At 69.0% G+C, this 13,366-nt stretch carries 7 protein-coding genes; 4 read left to right on the top strand and 3 right to left on the bottom strand.

Translation table 11 applies throughout. The features are described 5' to 3' along the window. Positions 1-13 precede the first annotated feature (13 nt). From pbpC to argH, 3 genes are read right to left on the bottom strand one after another with little or no spacing between them, the layout of a single operon-like run. Entirely contained in the window at positions 14-2,197 is a 2,184-nt protein-coding gene (gene pbpC / locus Q0632_RS01800) for a penicillin-binding protein 1C (protein WP_298923724.1), read from the bottom strand. After that, positions 2,194-8,106 carry an MG2 domain-containing protein gene (locus tag Q0632_RS01795; RefSeq protein ID WP_298923722.1) on the bottom strand — a complete coding sequence of 1,971 codons (5,913 nt, stop codon included), beginning with the start codon at positions 8,104-8,106 and terminating at the stop codon, positions 2,194-2,196. The genes pbpC and Q0632_RS01795 overlap by 4 nt, the downstream gene beginning before the upstream one ends. A gap of 34 nt (positions 8,107-8,140) precedes the next feature. Continuing rightward, positions 8,141-9,562 (bottom strand): argininosuccinate lyase, encoded by a 1,422-nt coding sequence (gene argH / locus Q0632_RS01790; protein ID WP_298923720.1) that lies wholly within the window; start codon positions 9,560-9,562, stop codon positions 8,141-8,143. Positions 9,563-9,627: 65 nt separating this feature from the next. Here argH and Q0632_RS01785 point away from each other — a divergent pair, with 65 nt between their 5' ends. The 4 genes from Q0632_RS01785 to Q0632_RS01770 are packed head-to-tail and all read left to right on the top strand — an operon-like array spanning position 9,628 to position 13,358. After that, positions 9,628-10,662 (top strand): sensor histidine kinase, encoded by a 1,035-nt coding sequence (locus Q0632_RS01785; RefSeq protein WP_298923718.1) that lies wholly within the window; start codon positions 9,628-9,630, stop codon positions 10,660-10,662. Then, a complete protein-coding gene (locus tag Q0632_RS01780; RefSeq protein WP_298923716.1) occupies positions 10,659-11,402 on the top strand; it encodes a LytTR family DNA-binding domain-containing protein in 744 nt (247 codons plus the stop codon). The genes Q0632_RS01785 and Q0632_RS01780 overlap by 4 nt, the downstream gene beginning before the upstream one ends. 43 nt (positions 11,403-11,445) lie before the next feature. Continuing rightward, the gene (locus tag Q0632_RS01775; protein WP_298923714.1) at positions 11,446-12,621 is read left to right on the top strand and encodes an AI-2E family transporter; all 1,176 of its coding nucleotides are present in this window, start codon (positions 11,446-11,448) and stop codon (positions 12,619-12,621) included. 20 nt (positions 12,622-12,641) lie between these two features. Further along, the gene (locus Q0632_RS01770; RefSeq protein WP_298923712.1) at positions 12,642-13,358 is read left to right on the top strand and encodes a TerC family protein; all 717 of its coding nucleotides are present in this window, start codon (positions 12,642-12,644) and stop codon (positions 13,356-13,358) included. The last annotated feature ends 8 nt before the right edge of the window (positions 13,359-13,366 follow it).

The raw sequence follows: 13,366 nt of genomic DNA, 5'->3' as shown, positions 1-13,366 counted from the left end.
TGGCGGCGGCGCACTAGAGCGGGCCTTTTGCGGCCTTGTCCCGCACCCCGGCCCCGCGCACCTCGATGCGGATCTCGTCCAGCACCTGGCCGTTGGCGCCGGCGATCTGCACCACATGGCGGCCGGGCCAGGGCAGCCACTGCGCCTGGCTGCCCCGGGCGAACTCCTTGCCGTCCATGCGCCAGCGCAGGTCGGCGCCATCGGCGCTGAAGGCCAGGCGCTGGCGCTGCGGCGGGATGTCGGGGTCCAGGGCCACGATGGTGCCGCCGGCCGGTGCGGTGATGCGGGCCGGCTGCAGTGCCGCGATTTGAGAGGAAGATCGGCCTCCAGAGCCCGTCCAGTGGACCTGGGGCGCTCTTGAATCCATAGCAATGAGGGCTTGTTGCGTGCCCGGCAGAAACCATTCGTGCCGCGCCGCTTCGGCGGCGCCGGCGAACCGCACCTGCAGGCCCGCCAGGCCGGCCGGCGGCGCCGGCGCGCGGCTGGGTTCGCGCGCGTGCAGGTGCTGCATCAGGGCGACCCACACCGGCGCGGCGCCACTGGTGCCGCTGACGTCGTGCATGGGCGCGCCTGTGGCATTGCCCACCCACACGCCCACGGTGTAGCGCTGCGACCAGCCTAGCGCCCAGTTGTCGCGCATGTCCTTGCTGGTGCCGGTCTTGACCGCGGTCCAGAAACGCGTGGCCAGCAGGCTGTCGGTGCCGAAGCTGCGGGCCCGCGCGTTGGCATCGGCCAGGATGTCGCCGGCGATGAAGGCGGCGCCGGCATTGATGGCTGGCGTGAAGCTGGGCCTGGCACCGGGGCTGAAGGCAACGGCGCTGGCGCGCCCGCCATTGGCCAGCGCGCGGTAGGCATTGGCCAGGTCCAGCAGGCGCACCTCGGCGCTGCCCAGGGCCAGGCTGGTGCCGTAGTAGTCGCCGGTCTCCTTGAGCGCCAGGCCCAGCGCCCGCAGCTGCTGCGCAAAGGCATCGGGCGAGACCATCACCAGGGTGCGCACCGCCGGCACGTTCAGCGATGCGCCCAGGGCCGTGCGCACCGAGACCCAACCCTTGAACTGGCGGTCGTAGTTCTGCGGGATGTACAGGCCGCCGGCCGTGGCGATGGCGGTGGGCGCGTCCTCCAGCAGCGAGGCGGCGGTCAGCCGGCGTTCGGCGATGGCCTGGGCATAGAGAAAGGGCTTGAGGGTGGAGCCGGGCTGGCGCAGGGACGTGACGCCATCCACCTCGGCCGCGCCACTGAGCACGCCCGAGGAGCCGACCCAGGCCAGCACCTCGCCACTGGCGTTGTCCAGCACGATGACGGCGCCGTCCTGCACGTTGCGCGTGCGCAGCTCGCGCAGCTGGCGCTGCAGGGTCTGCACGGCAAAGCGTTGCAGGCCGGCACGCACGCTGGTGCTCAGTGTGGCGGGCGCATCGCCTGCTGTGAGCAGCCGCCGCGCCAGGTGCGGCGCGATGCCCTCGCTGGCGTCCCAGGCCTTGCGCTGCAGGGCGGACGAGGCAAACACATCCAGCGCTTCGCAGTCGGCCTTGGCGCCGGCTGCCTGCATGGCCTGCAGCACGCTGCAGGCACGCTGGGCCACACGCTGGGCGCCGGCATTGGGCGCGCGCACCAGGGCGGCGGCAATGGCGGCCTCCTGTTCGTCCAGGCCGCTGGCCGCCTTGCCGAACAGGGTGCGCGAGAGCGCGTCCACGCCCACCAGTTCGCCGCGAAAGGGCACGAGATTGAGGTAGGCCTCCAGGATCTGGTCCTTGCGCCAGCGCCGGTCCAGCACCTGGGCCGCCACCGTCTGGCCGATCTTCTGCGCCGCGCTGCGCCCGCCCGGTCCGCGCTGCCAGTCGTCGTCCAGCAGGCCGGCCAGCTGCATGCTCAGGGTCGAGGCGCCGCGCGTGCGGCTGTTCCACAGATTGCCCCAGGCCGCGGCCGAGGCCGCGCGCCAGTCGACGCCGCTGTGCTCGTAGAAGCGCTTGTCCTCCGACAACACCATGGCGTTGCGCAGGGCGGGCGACATGTCCTGCAGTGCCAGCCACTGGCCGCGCCGCACGCCGGTGTCGGTGCGCAGGCGCTGCAGCACTTCACCATGGCGGTCCAGCACCAGCGTGTCGGAGGAGCGGTGCGCACGCCGCACCTCGTCGTAGGAGGGCAGGGCATGGCTGGCGCAGCTGCAGCAGGCCAGCACCAAGGCCAGGGCGAATTTCACCGCCCGGCCTCCACCTTGACCCGCACATTGGGCAGCTCACCGAACATCTCGGGCGCATACATGGCTTCCACGCGGGTGGGCGGCAGGGCGAAGTCGCCCACGTTGTTCAGCCGCACCGTGTACTCCAGCTTGAACACGCCCTTGGGCACGTACTCGTAGTAGCCGCGCCAGGACTCGAAGCTGCGCTCCTCGAAAGCCGCCCAGACGCCGGTGGGAGCCTTCTGGCCGCTGGTGGCGATCTGCGAGTCACGGCCCAGGCCACCGCCCAGCAAGGTGCTGCCACCGGGGATGGGGTCGGTGACCACCACCCAGGTCATGTCGGAGGCGGCGTTGACTTCCAGGTTGATGCGCAGCACGTCGCCGCGGCTGTATTTGCCGGCCACGGCCTGTTCCACCGGCGTGATGGTCTTCTTGATCTGGTAGCCGGCGGAGAAGGGCGCTTTCAGATCGATGGCGGCCACCGACTGCAGGGTCAGCCAGGGCTTGCCCGGGCCCTGGTGTGCCACGTTCAGCGTGTCGGCCTTGGCCTCTTTGCCCCAAGGCAAGAACATGCCGTTGTTGCGCAGGTTGCCGGGCGACGCCGGCGCACCGAACCATGTCGTCTGGTGCGGCGCACCCGATGCGTCGCTGGTCTTGATGCGCTCGACCTTGCTCCAGTCCACGGCTGCTGCGCCGGTGGACATGCTTGCGCGCGTCGTGCCGGCCACCGGCGTGGCCTCGAACTTTGCCGAGAACTTTTCCAGCGCCAGGCCGCCCCAAAGGTTGGCCGTGGTCGTGTGCCATGCGCCGCCTTGCTGGCGGGCGATGAAGCCGTTGGCCAGCCGGCCCATGTCGTCCTTCCAGGCAGGATCGTCGAGCACGGCCAGGATCAGGCGCGCGGTGTTGACGTCGCCGTTGGCCATCAGCCACCACCAATAGTCGTCGCGCTCGGTGCTGAACACCGCCTTCGTGCCCTGCCATGACAGGCGCGAACGCAGAACCTGCTGGGCCTCGGCCAGGCGCTGTTCGCGCTGCGGCACATCGGCCACCCGCTTCAAGATATTCAGCCAGTCGATCACCGCACTGGTGGGCCACTGGTTGGGCGCGATCGTGATGCTGCCCAACATTCGGCCTTGCGCCTTGCCATAGCGGGACAAGGCTTCCAGCGCGGCCAGCTTGCGCACGTCCAGATCCTTGCGCGGGCTCCAGAACTCGCGCTGGATGCGGCCCTCGACGAAGGCAATGAGACCGCGCTCCATCGGCGCGCGCGCCTCGTCGGGCAGGGTGAAGGCCGGGTTCAACGCCGCCGCTTCATGGGTCGCGGCCAGCAGGTAGGACGTGAGGATGTCGCTGCCGCGGTTGGCCTCGCCGTCGCGCGGCGGGAAGTAGCTGGCCAGGCCATCGCCGTCCAGATAGGTCGGCAGCTGGGCCAGAACAGCCTGCCACATCTTCGCCTCGCGCAGGCCAATCGATTTGCTGGTTTTTTGCTCCAGGCAGGCAAAGGGGTAGTTGGCAAACCAGTCGCGCACGCCGGGCAGGCCCTCGGCCAGCTTGGGCTGCAGGGCGAGCTTGAGGCCGCCGCGGCCGGGGATGGCATCGGCCGGCGGGTTCACCGGCAGGGCCAGGGTGCCATCGACCTGCACCAGCGTGGCCTGCTGCACCGTCAGCGGCACGGCCGGGACGATGCGCTGGCGCGCCTTGAGCGCATCGCGCGCCCCGCCCAGCAAGTCCTTGGCCTCGATCTCCCACAAGATGGCTTCGTTGCGCGTCAAGGCCAGCTGGGCCGGCGCCGTCACGTTCCAGGCCAGCTCGCGGGCCTCGCCGGCCGGGATGTCCACCGTCTGGGGCGCCAGCGTCAGCAGGGTGGCGCGCGGCGCCACCTCCACCTTCATGGCCTTGGCCGTGGTGTTGCGCAGCGTCAGCTGGGCACGGAACTGGTCGTCCTCGCGCACCAGGGGCGGCAGGCCGCTGATGATCTGCAGGTCCTGGGTGGCGCGGATGCTGGTCTGGCCGGTGCCGAACAGGCCGGTGCCAGCATCGGCCACGGCGACGATGCGAAAAGTCGTCAAGGCATCGTTGAGCGGCACGGTGATTTGCGCCTGGCCGTTGGCGTCCAGCTGCACGCGCGGGTTCCACAGCAGCAAGGTGTCGAGCAGCTCGCGCGTGGCGCTCTTGCCGCCGCCGCCGCCGGCCGGCACGGCCTTGCGGCCGTAGTGGCGCCGGCCGACGATCTCCATCTGCGCGGTCGAGGTCTCCACGCCCCAGGCGCGGCGCTGCAGCATGGCGCCCAACAGGTCCCAACTGGTGTTGGGCATCAGCTCCAGCAGGGCCTGGTCCACCGCTGCCAGCGCCACTTCGGCGTTGGCAGCCGGCTGGCCATTGGGCAGCTTCACGCTGATGCTCACGCGGGCCTGGCCGCGCACGGGGTAGGCCTCCTTGTCGGCCTTCACGCTGACAGCCAGTTCGTGGGCCTTGGTGCCGACGCGGATCTCGGCCAGGCCCAGGCGGAAGGCCGGCTTGCTCAGGTCCACCATGGCGCTGGGGGCGACGTATTCGCGGCCCTCGTACCAGAAGGCTGTCCACCATTCGCGCGGCGCCTTGAAGCCCCAGGTGAACAGGCTGTACCAGGGCACCTCGCGCAGCCGGCCGCGCAGGGCCAGCACGCTGACATAGACGTTGGGCCCCCAGCCCTCCTTGACCTGCAGCGACACCGTGGGGTCGTCGCCATTGAGTTGCACCACCTGGGTCTCGATGATGCCCTCGCGCTCCACCGCCACCAGCGCGGTGGCGAAGCGAAACGGCATGCGCACCTGGAACTTGGCTGTCTCACCCGGCTGGTAGGCCTTCTTCTCGGGCAGCAGGTCGATGCGGTCGTGGTTTTCGCCGCCGAACCACAGCTCGCCCTGTTTCGTGACCCAGACCGAGCTGGCGGCCTGCATGCTGTTGCCCTGTGCGTCCCTGGCCGTGACCACCAGTTCCACTTCGCCGGCCTCACCCAGCCTGGTCTCACACAGCAGCAGGCCACGGCTGTCGCTCTTGCCGCTGCACACCGATCCCAGGTCCTTGAGCTCGGTCTTGTTGTCGTAGGTGTAGAAGCCGCCGACCATGCGCTTGCGGCTGGTGGTGACGATGCGCGCCGTGGCCTTGACCTCCAGCGGCACATCGGCCGCGGGTTTGCCGTCGGTCTGCAGAGCCAGGGCCTGGAAGCGGATCTTCTGGCTGGCGGAAACCCAGCCCTCGGTCTTGATGCCGGCCACCACGGCCGCCGGCCACAGGGTGTTGACGCTGCGCAGGGTCTGGACCTCGCCATTGGGGTCGGCATAGCTGGCTTCGAGCAGCAGTTCCTGCGGCTGCTTGGCTGCAGGAAGCTCGTTGATGGCGATCTTGCCGGCGCCGTTGCGGTCCAGGGTCAGCGGCAGCTTGTCGGCCACCAGGCGCTGGTCCTGCGCGGCCGTGCTTTCCTCCTCGCCGCTGGACGAGCCCTCGCGCAGGCCGCGCGGCGGGTTGAAGCTGAAGGCATCGTGGTCGGCATAGGCCAGGCTCTTGGCCCGCAGCAGGGCCGACACGCGCACCGGCAGGTTGGCGGCCGGCCCGCCCGAGACGTAGTTGACCTGCACGTCGGTGGGCACGGAGCGGACATTGACCAGGGCTTTCTTGTCGGTCGGCGCGATGCGGCCTTCCAGCACCGGCAGGCGGAATTCCTCGACCCGGAAGCTGCCACTGCTGAAGCTGCGGTCCTGGCGCTTGAGCGCCACCTCGTACTCGCCCAGCTTGGCCGCCGGCGGGATGGCGAACTGGCTTTCCGCGCTCTGGCCACCGCCGGCGGTCTTGCGCCAGGCCAGGGCCTGCGTGAATTGCTGGCCGCTGCCCACATGGGTGACCACCAACTGCTCGGGCAGCAGCGCGGGCAGGCCGAAGCCCGTGCGCGTCTCGGTGCGCGCGATGTGCTTCATGGACACGGTCTCGCCGGCGCGCAGCAGGCTGCGGTCCAGGATGGTGTGGACGCGTTCGTCGGGGCGCGGCTCGTTGCTGGTCTCCACGTTGAAGCGCCAGGGCTCGATGCCGCGTTGCCAGTCGCTCCAGGTGAAAGCCATGTCCTCCACGCCGCCGGCGCTGGCGCGGGCGCTGACGAAGTAGGCGTTGCGGTACTCGTCCTCGCCGGCGCAGCGCGGCGCTTGCGGGCTCAGGCCCTTGAGGTCGGCGATGCCCTGGGCGTTGGTGGTGGCGCTCGCCAGCTCCTTGCCGCTGCAGTCCGACACGCGCACCACGGCGTTGGGAACGACCGCGCCCTTGTCCAGCGTGGTCACCCAGGCCAGGGCGTTCTCGCGGCCCAGCTTGAAGTGCACGCCCAGGTTGGTGACCAGGGCGGAGGTGCGCACGTACATGGTCCGCGCGCCGCCGTGGCGCTCGTCCAGCAACGACTGGCCCAGCACCTGCGAGGCGATCTCCACCACATGGAAGCCCGGTGTCAGAGGAATGCCCACCACCTCGAAGGGCCGCGGGTCGTTGCCCACCGGCTTGGGCAGGTCCAGGGTCCTGACATGGGCCTGGCCATCGAGCAGCGAGACCATGCGGGCCTGCACCCAGTCCTTGTCGCGCGCTTCCAGCACCTTGGGCAGCGCAGCCTTCACGTCGCGTCTGGCCTGCGCGCGCGCCACGTTCCATTGCTCGTAGCGCTGCACCTTGCGCTGCCAGGCAATGATGTCGGCGTCGGTGCGCGCCTGCAGGTCGCTGACCTTGCCGGGCGCGTAGCCGCGCACCTGCAGGGCCGCTTCGACCTTGCGCAGGGTCACCGGCAGCAGCGGCCCGCCTTGCGGTTCGGCGAAGCGTTCGATGATGCCGAAGGGCGCGGCGGCGAACTTGGCCAGCGGCGGCATGGCGCCGGTCGCCACCTTGAGCGGGAAGTTGCCGGCGTTGCGCAGCGCGCGGCCCGAGGCGTCCTGGAAATCCTTGGGCAGCTCCAGCGTGTAAGCGGTCTGTTCGGACAGGCCGGTCTTGAAGCTGACCGCGTTGACCACGCTCTCGCCGTCGCTGCCGTCCTGGTCGAAGCTGGGCTTGAGTGTCTCCTTGGGCGAGACCAGACGGATCTGCGCGGCCAGCTTGCGCGCCACCGGCGCGTTGAACGACAGGTTCATGGGCCGGATCGGCAGGCAAGGCGCCTGTGCGTTCTCGCGCTCGCAGCCAAAGCTGGCGGCGAAGGGCTCGCGCACCTGGAAGACGTAACGTTTTTCCACGCTGTTGGCCACGCCCGAGGGCGTGGCGATGCCCTTGCCGTAGACCACCTGCACCTTGGCCGCCGGCGGCAGGCGCCGGTTGCAGGCGAAGCTCACATAGCGCAGCGGGTCTTTCTCCGCCGCTTTGTCCAGGCGCAGGGCCTGGAGGTAGGTGCTGCGCTCCTTGCCTTCGAGCAGGCGCACCGGCACCCGCTCGCCCAGGCCTTCGACGGCGCACCACAGGTTGTCGCGCACGCTTTGCAGCGTGGCCGGGCCATTGAGCTGCAGCACGAAGAATTGCTCCTCGTCGATGCGCTGGTAGGTGCTGGGACGCAACTGCTGGACGAAGGGGCCGCCGGTGTTGAATTTGTGGCTGCCGGCGGCCAGCTCGGCGCCCTGGGGCGACTTGAAGCCGGCGCGCACCTGCAGCGTGCAGCTGACGCCGGGCGGCAGGTCCTCGTCGAACTGGAAGACCCACTCGCGCTCGCTGTTCCAGCGCGCCGTGCCCTTGCTGGCCTGGGCATCGCTGCAGTTCAGGGCCAGCGGGGCAGGGGCCTTGGGGTCGCCGAAGTTGACGGCGGCGCTGTCGAGCTTGGCCGCCACCTGGCGGACCTGGGCCACCTCGCCCTGCGGCGTCAGACTGCTGATCTGCAGGGCCTGGGCGGTCGTTGCGGCCAGCCATGCCAGGGCCGCGGCTGTCCTGAGAATGTTCTTCACTCTTCCCTCCTGTGCGCAGGGAGGGTAGCTGAAATCAGGCGCCCGGCTGTGACAGGCGGTTGCGGTGGCGCGCGATCTGGGCGCGCACCTGGGCCGGGGCCGTGCCGCCCAGCGTGCTGCGGGCGTTGAGAGAGCCGCGCAGCGACAGCACGTCGTACACGTCCTTCTCGATGGCCGGGTTGAACTTCTGCAGTTCGGACAGGGGCAGCTCCGACAGGTCGACGCCATGGCTGGTGGCGGCCTTGACCGCATGGGCCACGGTCTCGTGGGCGTCGCGGAAGGGCAGGCCCTTCTTGACCAGGTAGTCGGCCAGGTCGGTGGCTGTGGCATAGCCCCTGAGGGCGGCTTTTTCCATGGCCTCGGGTTGCACGGTGATGCCTTCGACCATCTCGGCAAAGATGCGCAGCGTGTCCTTCAGGGTGTCCACGGTGTCGAACAGCGGTTCCTTGTCTTCCTGGTTGTCCTTGTTGTAGGCCAGGGGCTGGCCCTTCATCAGGGTGATCAGGCCCATCAGGTGGCCGACCACGCGGCCGGTCTTGCCGCGCGCCAGTTCCGGCACGTCCGGGTTCTTCTTCTGCGGCATGATGGACGAGCCGGTGGTGAAGCGGTCGGCGATGCGGATGAAGCTGAAGTTCTGGCTCATCCACAGGATCAGCTCTTCGGAGAAGCGGCTGATGTGGACCATGGCCAGCGTGGCGGCGGCCGTGAATTCGATGGCGAAGTCGCGGTCGCTGACGGCGTCCAGCGAGTTCTGGCAGACCTGGGGCCGGCCCTTGTCGTCGACCATGCCCAGAGTCCGGGCGACCAGCTCGCGGTCCAGCGGGTAGCTGGTGCCGGCCAGGGCGGCGGCGCCCAGCGGCAGGCGGTTGGTGCGGCGGCGCACATCATCCATGCGCTCGGCATCGCGGCTGAACATCTCCACGTAGGCCAGCATATGGTGGCCGAAGCTCACCGGCTGGGCCACCTGCAGGTGGGTGAAGCCGGGCAGGATGACCTCGACGTTCTTTTCGGCGATGTCGACCAGGGCCTTTTGCAGTTCGACCAGCAGACTGCTGATGGCGTCGATCTCGCCGCGCAGCCACAGGCGCACGTCGGTGGCGACCTGGTCATTGCGGCTGCGGCCGGTGTGCAGGCGCTTGCCGGCGTCGCCGGCCAGCTGGGTCAGGCGCGCCTCGATGTTCAGGTGCACGTCCTCCAGGTCCAGCTTCCAGTCGAAGGCGCCCGATGCGATCTCCTGGCTGATCTGGGCCATGCCCTTTTCGATGGCGGCATGGTCGGCCGCTGACAGGATGCCCTGGGCGGCCAGCATGCCGGCGTGGGCCAGCGAGCCCTGGATGTCGGCCTGCCACAGGCGCTTGTCGAAGAACACGCTGGCGGTGTAGCGCTTGACCAACTCGCTCATGGGCTCGGAGAACAGCGCCGACCAGGCCTGGGATTTTTTGTCGAGTTGGTTCATCAATGTGTCCGGATTAACGTGTTTCGCGCCGATTCACCAATAATGGGGCAGCAACCCGACTGTTGATGAAAGACTCGCAAATTTTATCGGCCTTCTCCGACCTGCCCCGTCAGGCGCCGGTCCGGCCCCCGCGCGCCCTGGTTTTTGACGCCTGCCAGGTGGGTGTGATCCTGCGCGCCGTGCTGTTTGTCGAGGGCGTGATGATGGTGGGCGCCATGTTCGGCGCCGCCGGTTTCCTGGAATGGCTGGCCCGGGTGGCGGTGCTCAGCGGCGCGGCCCTGCCGGCCACTCTGGCCTGGCTGATCGTGGCCTGCAGTCTCAAGCGCCTGCTCGAGCGCCTGCCGGCCGCCGGCCAGCAGGCTTTCGGCGTCTGTCTGGGCATGCTGGCCGGCCTCTATGGCTGCGGCCTGCTGGCCGTGGTCGGCTTCGTCGGGCCCGTGCCCTGGGTCGCCTCGGCCTTTGCCGGCGCCGTGCTGTCGGCTGCCCTGGTGGCCGCCCTGGTGCTGCGCGCCAAGGGCCGCACGCCTGCGGCGACCGCGGCCCGCCTGTCGGAACTGCAGGCGCGCATCCGGCCGCACTTCCTGTTCAACACCCTCAACAGCGCGATCGCCCTGGTGCGCGAGGACCCCGCGCGGGCCGAGGCCATCCTGGAAGACCTGTCCGACCTGTTCCGCCATGCCTTGATCGACCAGGGCGACGCCGTGACCCTGGCCGAGGAGATCGCCCTTGCGCGGCGCTACCTGGACATCGAGCAGGTGCGTTTCGGTGAGCGGCTGCAGGTGGAATGGGCGCTGGATCCGCTGGCCGGCAGCGCCCGGGTGCCACCGCTGATGCTGCAGCCACTGGTGGAGAACGCCGTCAAGCACGGCGTCGAGCCCAGCGCCACCGGCGCCCAGGTGCGCATCAGCACCCAGCTGCGCGGCAGCACCGTGGTGGTCAAGGTGACCAACACCGTGCCCGCCGGCCAGGGCCAGCGCGGCCACGGCGTGGCCCAGGACAACGTGCGCGACCGCCTGCACCTGCTGCACGATGTGCAGGGCCAGTTCCAGACCGCGCTCAAGGACGGCGTCTACCAGGTGCGCATGGAGGTGCCGGCATGATCGGCCTGCAGTTGCTGGTGGTGGACGACGAGACGCTGGCACGCGCGCGGCTGCGCACCCTGCTGGGGGACTGCAAGGCCCCGCCGGCCACGGTGGCGGCCGAGGCAGCCAACGCGACGCAGGCGATGGAACTGCTGCGCCGCCAGGACTTCGACGCCGTGCTGCTGGACATCCACATGCCTGGCGCCGACGGCCTGGCGCTGGCCCAGGCCTTGCGCGGCCTGCCGCGACCGCCGGCCGTGGTCTTCGTCACCGCCCACGCCGAACACGCGGTGGCTGCCTTCGAGCTGGAGGCGGCGGACTACCTGACCAAGCCGGTGCGGCTCGAGCGACTGCAAGTGGCGCTACAAAAAGTGGAGCGTATCGTCCTGATGGAACGGGGGCTGCAGCCTGATGGGGCCATGGAAGCCCTGGTGATCCAGGACCGCGGCCGGACCGAGCGCGTGCCACTGGCCGAGGTCCTGTATTTCAAGGCCGAACTCAAGTACGTGACCGTACGCACAGTGGCCAGAAGCTATATTCTGGATGCCTCCCTGAGCGAACTGGAAGAGCGCCATGCGGTGCAATTCCTGCGGGTCCACCGCAACGCGCTGGTGGCGCGCCGCGCGATGCGGGCGCTGGAAAAGCACGACGACCCCGAAGAGGGCGAAGGCTGGGCGGTGCGCCTGAGCGGCATCGACGAGGTGCTGGCGGTTTCGCGCCGCCAGCTCAGCGCGGTGCGCGAGGCGATGGCGGGCTGAGGAGCCCTGGGGGACTGGAAAAAAAGCAAACCACAAAGGCAGCATGGACCAGGACCGCAACGAAGACAACAAGGCCGCAGCGCCACCCCTGGCGGTCGATCCCGAAGATCCCTCCCACGTCCTGTTGCGCATGCCCGTCAACGTGCGCAGCATGAGCCTGGTGGTGCTCACTGTGCTGGCCGTGCTGGCGACGCTGCGCTGGGCCAGCGCTTTCTTCATTCCCTTGATGCTGGGCTTCATGTTCAGCTACGCGCTGTCGCCGGTGGTCGACGCGCTGGAGCGCTGGCGCATCCCCAGGGCGCTCTCGGCCGCCGTGTTGATCCTGGGCATCCTGGGCGCCTCCGGCGCCGCGGTCTATTCCTTCAGCGACGACGCCAACCAGCTGATCGAAACCCTGCCCGAGGCCAGCGCCAAGTTGCGCGACTCCATGCGCAGGCACAAGTCCGGCCCCGACAGCGCGCTCGACACGGTGCAGAAAGCGGCAGCCCAGCTCGAACAGGCGGCCCAGGATGCCAGTCCCGCCGCCGCCCACGAGCGCGGCGTGCAGCGGGTGGTGATCGAGAAGCCGCGCTTCGACGTGCGCGACCACCTGTGGACCAGCACCATGGGCCTGGCCAGCCTGATCGGCCAGGTCACGGTGGTCACCTTCCTGACCTATTTCCTGCTGCTGTCGGGCGACACCTTCCGGCGCAAGCTGGTCAAGATCACCGGGCCCAGCCTGAGCAACAAGAAGATCACGGTGCAGGCGCTGGACGAAATCACCTCACAGATCCAGCGCTACCTGCTGGTGCAGCTGTTGGCCAGCGTGCTGGTGGGTGTGACCACGGGTCTGGCCTTCTGGGCCCTGGGCCTGAAGCACGCGGTGGTCTGGGGCATTGCCGCCGGCGTCCTCAATCTGGTGCCCTACATTGGCTCGCTCGTGGTCACTGGAGGCGCAGGCCTGGTGGCCTTCCTGCAGTTCGGCTCGATCGAGATGGCGTTGGCGGTCGGAGGCGCGTCGCTGCTGATCAACACCATCGAGGGCAACCTGCTGGTGCCCTGGTTGACCAGCAAGGCCAGCCGCATGAACCCGGTGGCGGTCTTCATCGGCGTGCTGGCCTGGGGCTGGCTGTGGGGTGTCTGGGGCCTGCTGCTGGGCATCCCCATCATGATGGTGGTCAAGGCGGTCTGCGACCGTGTCGACGACCTCAAGCCCGTGGGTGAACTGCTGGGGACATGAACAACAACCTGGAGTGACCGATGCTGGAACTGCTGACCGACCCCAACACCTGGATCGCGCTGGCCACGCTGACAGCGCTGGAGCTGGTGCTGGGCATCGACAACATCGTCTTCATCTCCATCCTGGTGGACAAGCTGCCGCCCGAGCGGCGCGAACTGGCGCGCAGGCTGGGCCTGTTCATGGCCATGTTCATGCGCCTGGGCCTGCTGATGCTGCTGTCCTGGATCATCGGCCTGACGGCGCCGCTGTTCACCGTGCCCTGGTTCGGCCGCGCGATCTCCGGCCGCGACCTGGTGCTGATCCTGGGCGGCCTGTTCCTGATCTGGAAGAGCACCGGCGAGATTCACCAGTCGCTCGAAGGCGGCGAGGGCCACGCGGCGGCCGGCGCCGGGGCCAGCTTCACCGCCGTCATCGTGCAGATCATGCTGGTGGACATGGTGTTCTCTCTGGACTCCATCATCACGGCCGTGGGCATGGTCGACGAGATCGCCGTGATGGTCGCGGCGGTGATCCTGTCGGTGGGCATGATGATGCTGTTTGCCGGCGCCATCGGCCGCTTCGTCTCGGCCCACCCCACGATCAAGATGTTGGCCCTGTCCTTCCTGGTGATGGTGGGCATGGTGCTGGTGGCCGAGGGCTTCGGCCACCATGTGCCCAAGGGTTACATCTACTTCGCCATGGCCTTCTCGGTGGTGGTGGAGATGCTCAATTTGCGTCTGCGGCGCAAACCGGTCTGAGCCTGCCG

The sequence above is a fragment of the uncultured Ramlibacter sp. genome (genome assembly GCF_936925435.1).
Classification (GTDB): domain Bacteria; phylum Pseudomonadota; class Gammaproteobacteria; order Burkholderiales; family Burkholderiaceae_C; genus Ramlibacter.
The sequence above is the reverse complement of the archived record's forward strand: the minus strand, read 5'-3'. Positions and strand labels throughout refer to the sequence as shown.

Bases quoted from the DNA above. Each gene is read 5' to 3' on its own strand.
- argH (WP_298923720.1), bottom strand. From the start codon at position 9,562: ATGAACCAACTCGACAAAAAATCCCAGGCCTGGTCGGCGCTGTTCTCC.
- Q0632_RS01785 (WP_298923718.1), top strand. From the start codon at position 9,628: ATGAAAGACTCGCAAATTTTATCGGCCTTCTCCGACCTGCCCCGTCAG.
- Q0632_RS01780 (WP_298923716.1), top strand. From the start codon at position 10,659: ATGATCGGCCTGCAGTTGCTGGTGGTGGACGACGAGACGCTGGCACGC.
- Q0632_RS01775 (WP_298923714.1), top strand. From the start codon at position 11,446: ATGGACCAGGACCGCAACGAAGACAACAAGGCCGCAGCGCCACCCCTG.
- Q0632_RS01770 (WP_298923712.1), top strand. From the start codon at position 12,642: ATGCTGGAACTGCTGACCGACCCCAACACCTGGATCGCGCTGGCCACG.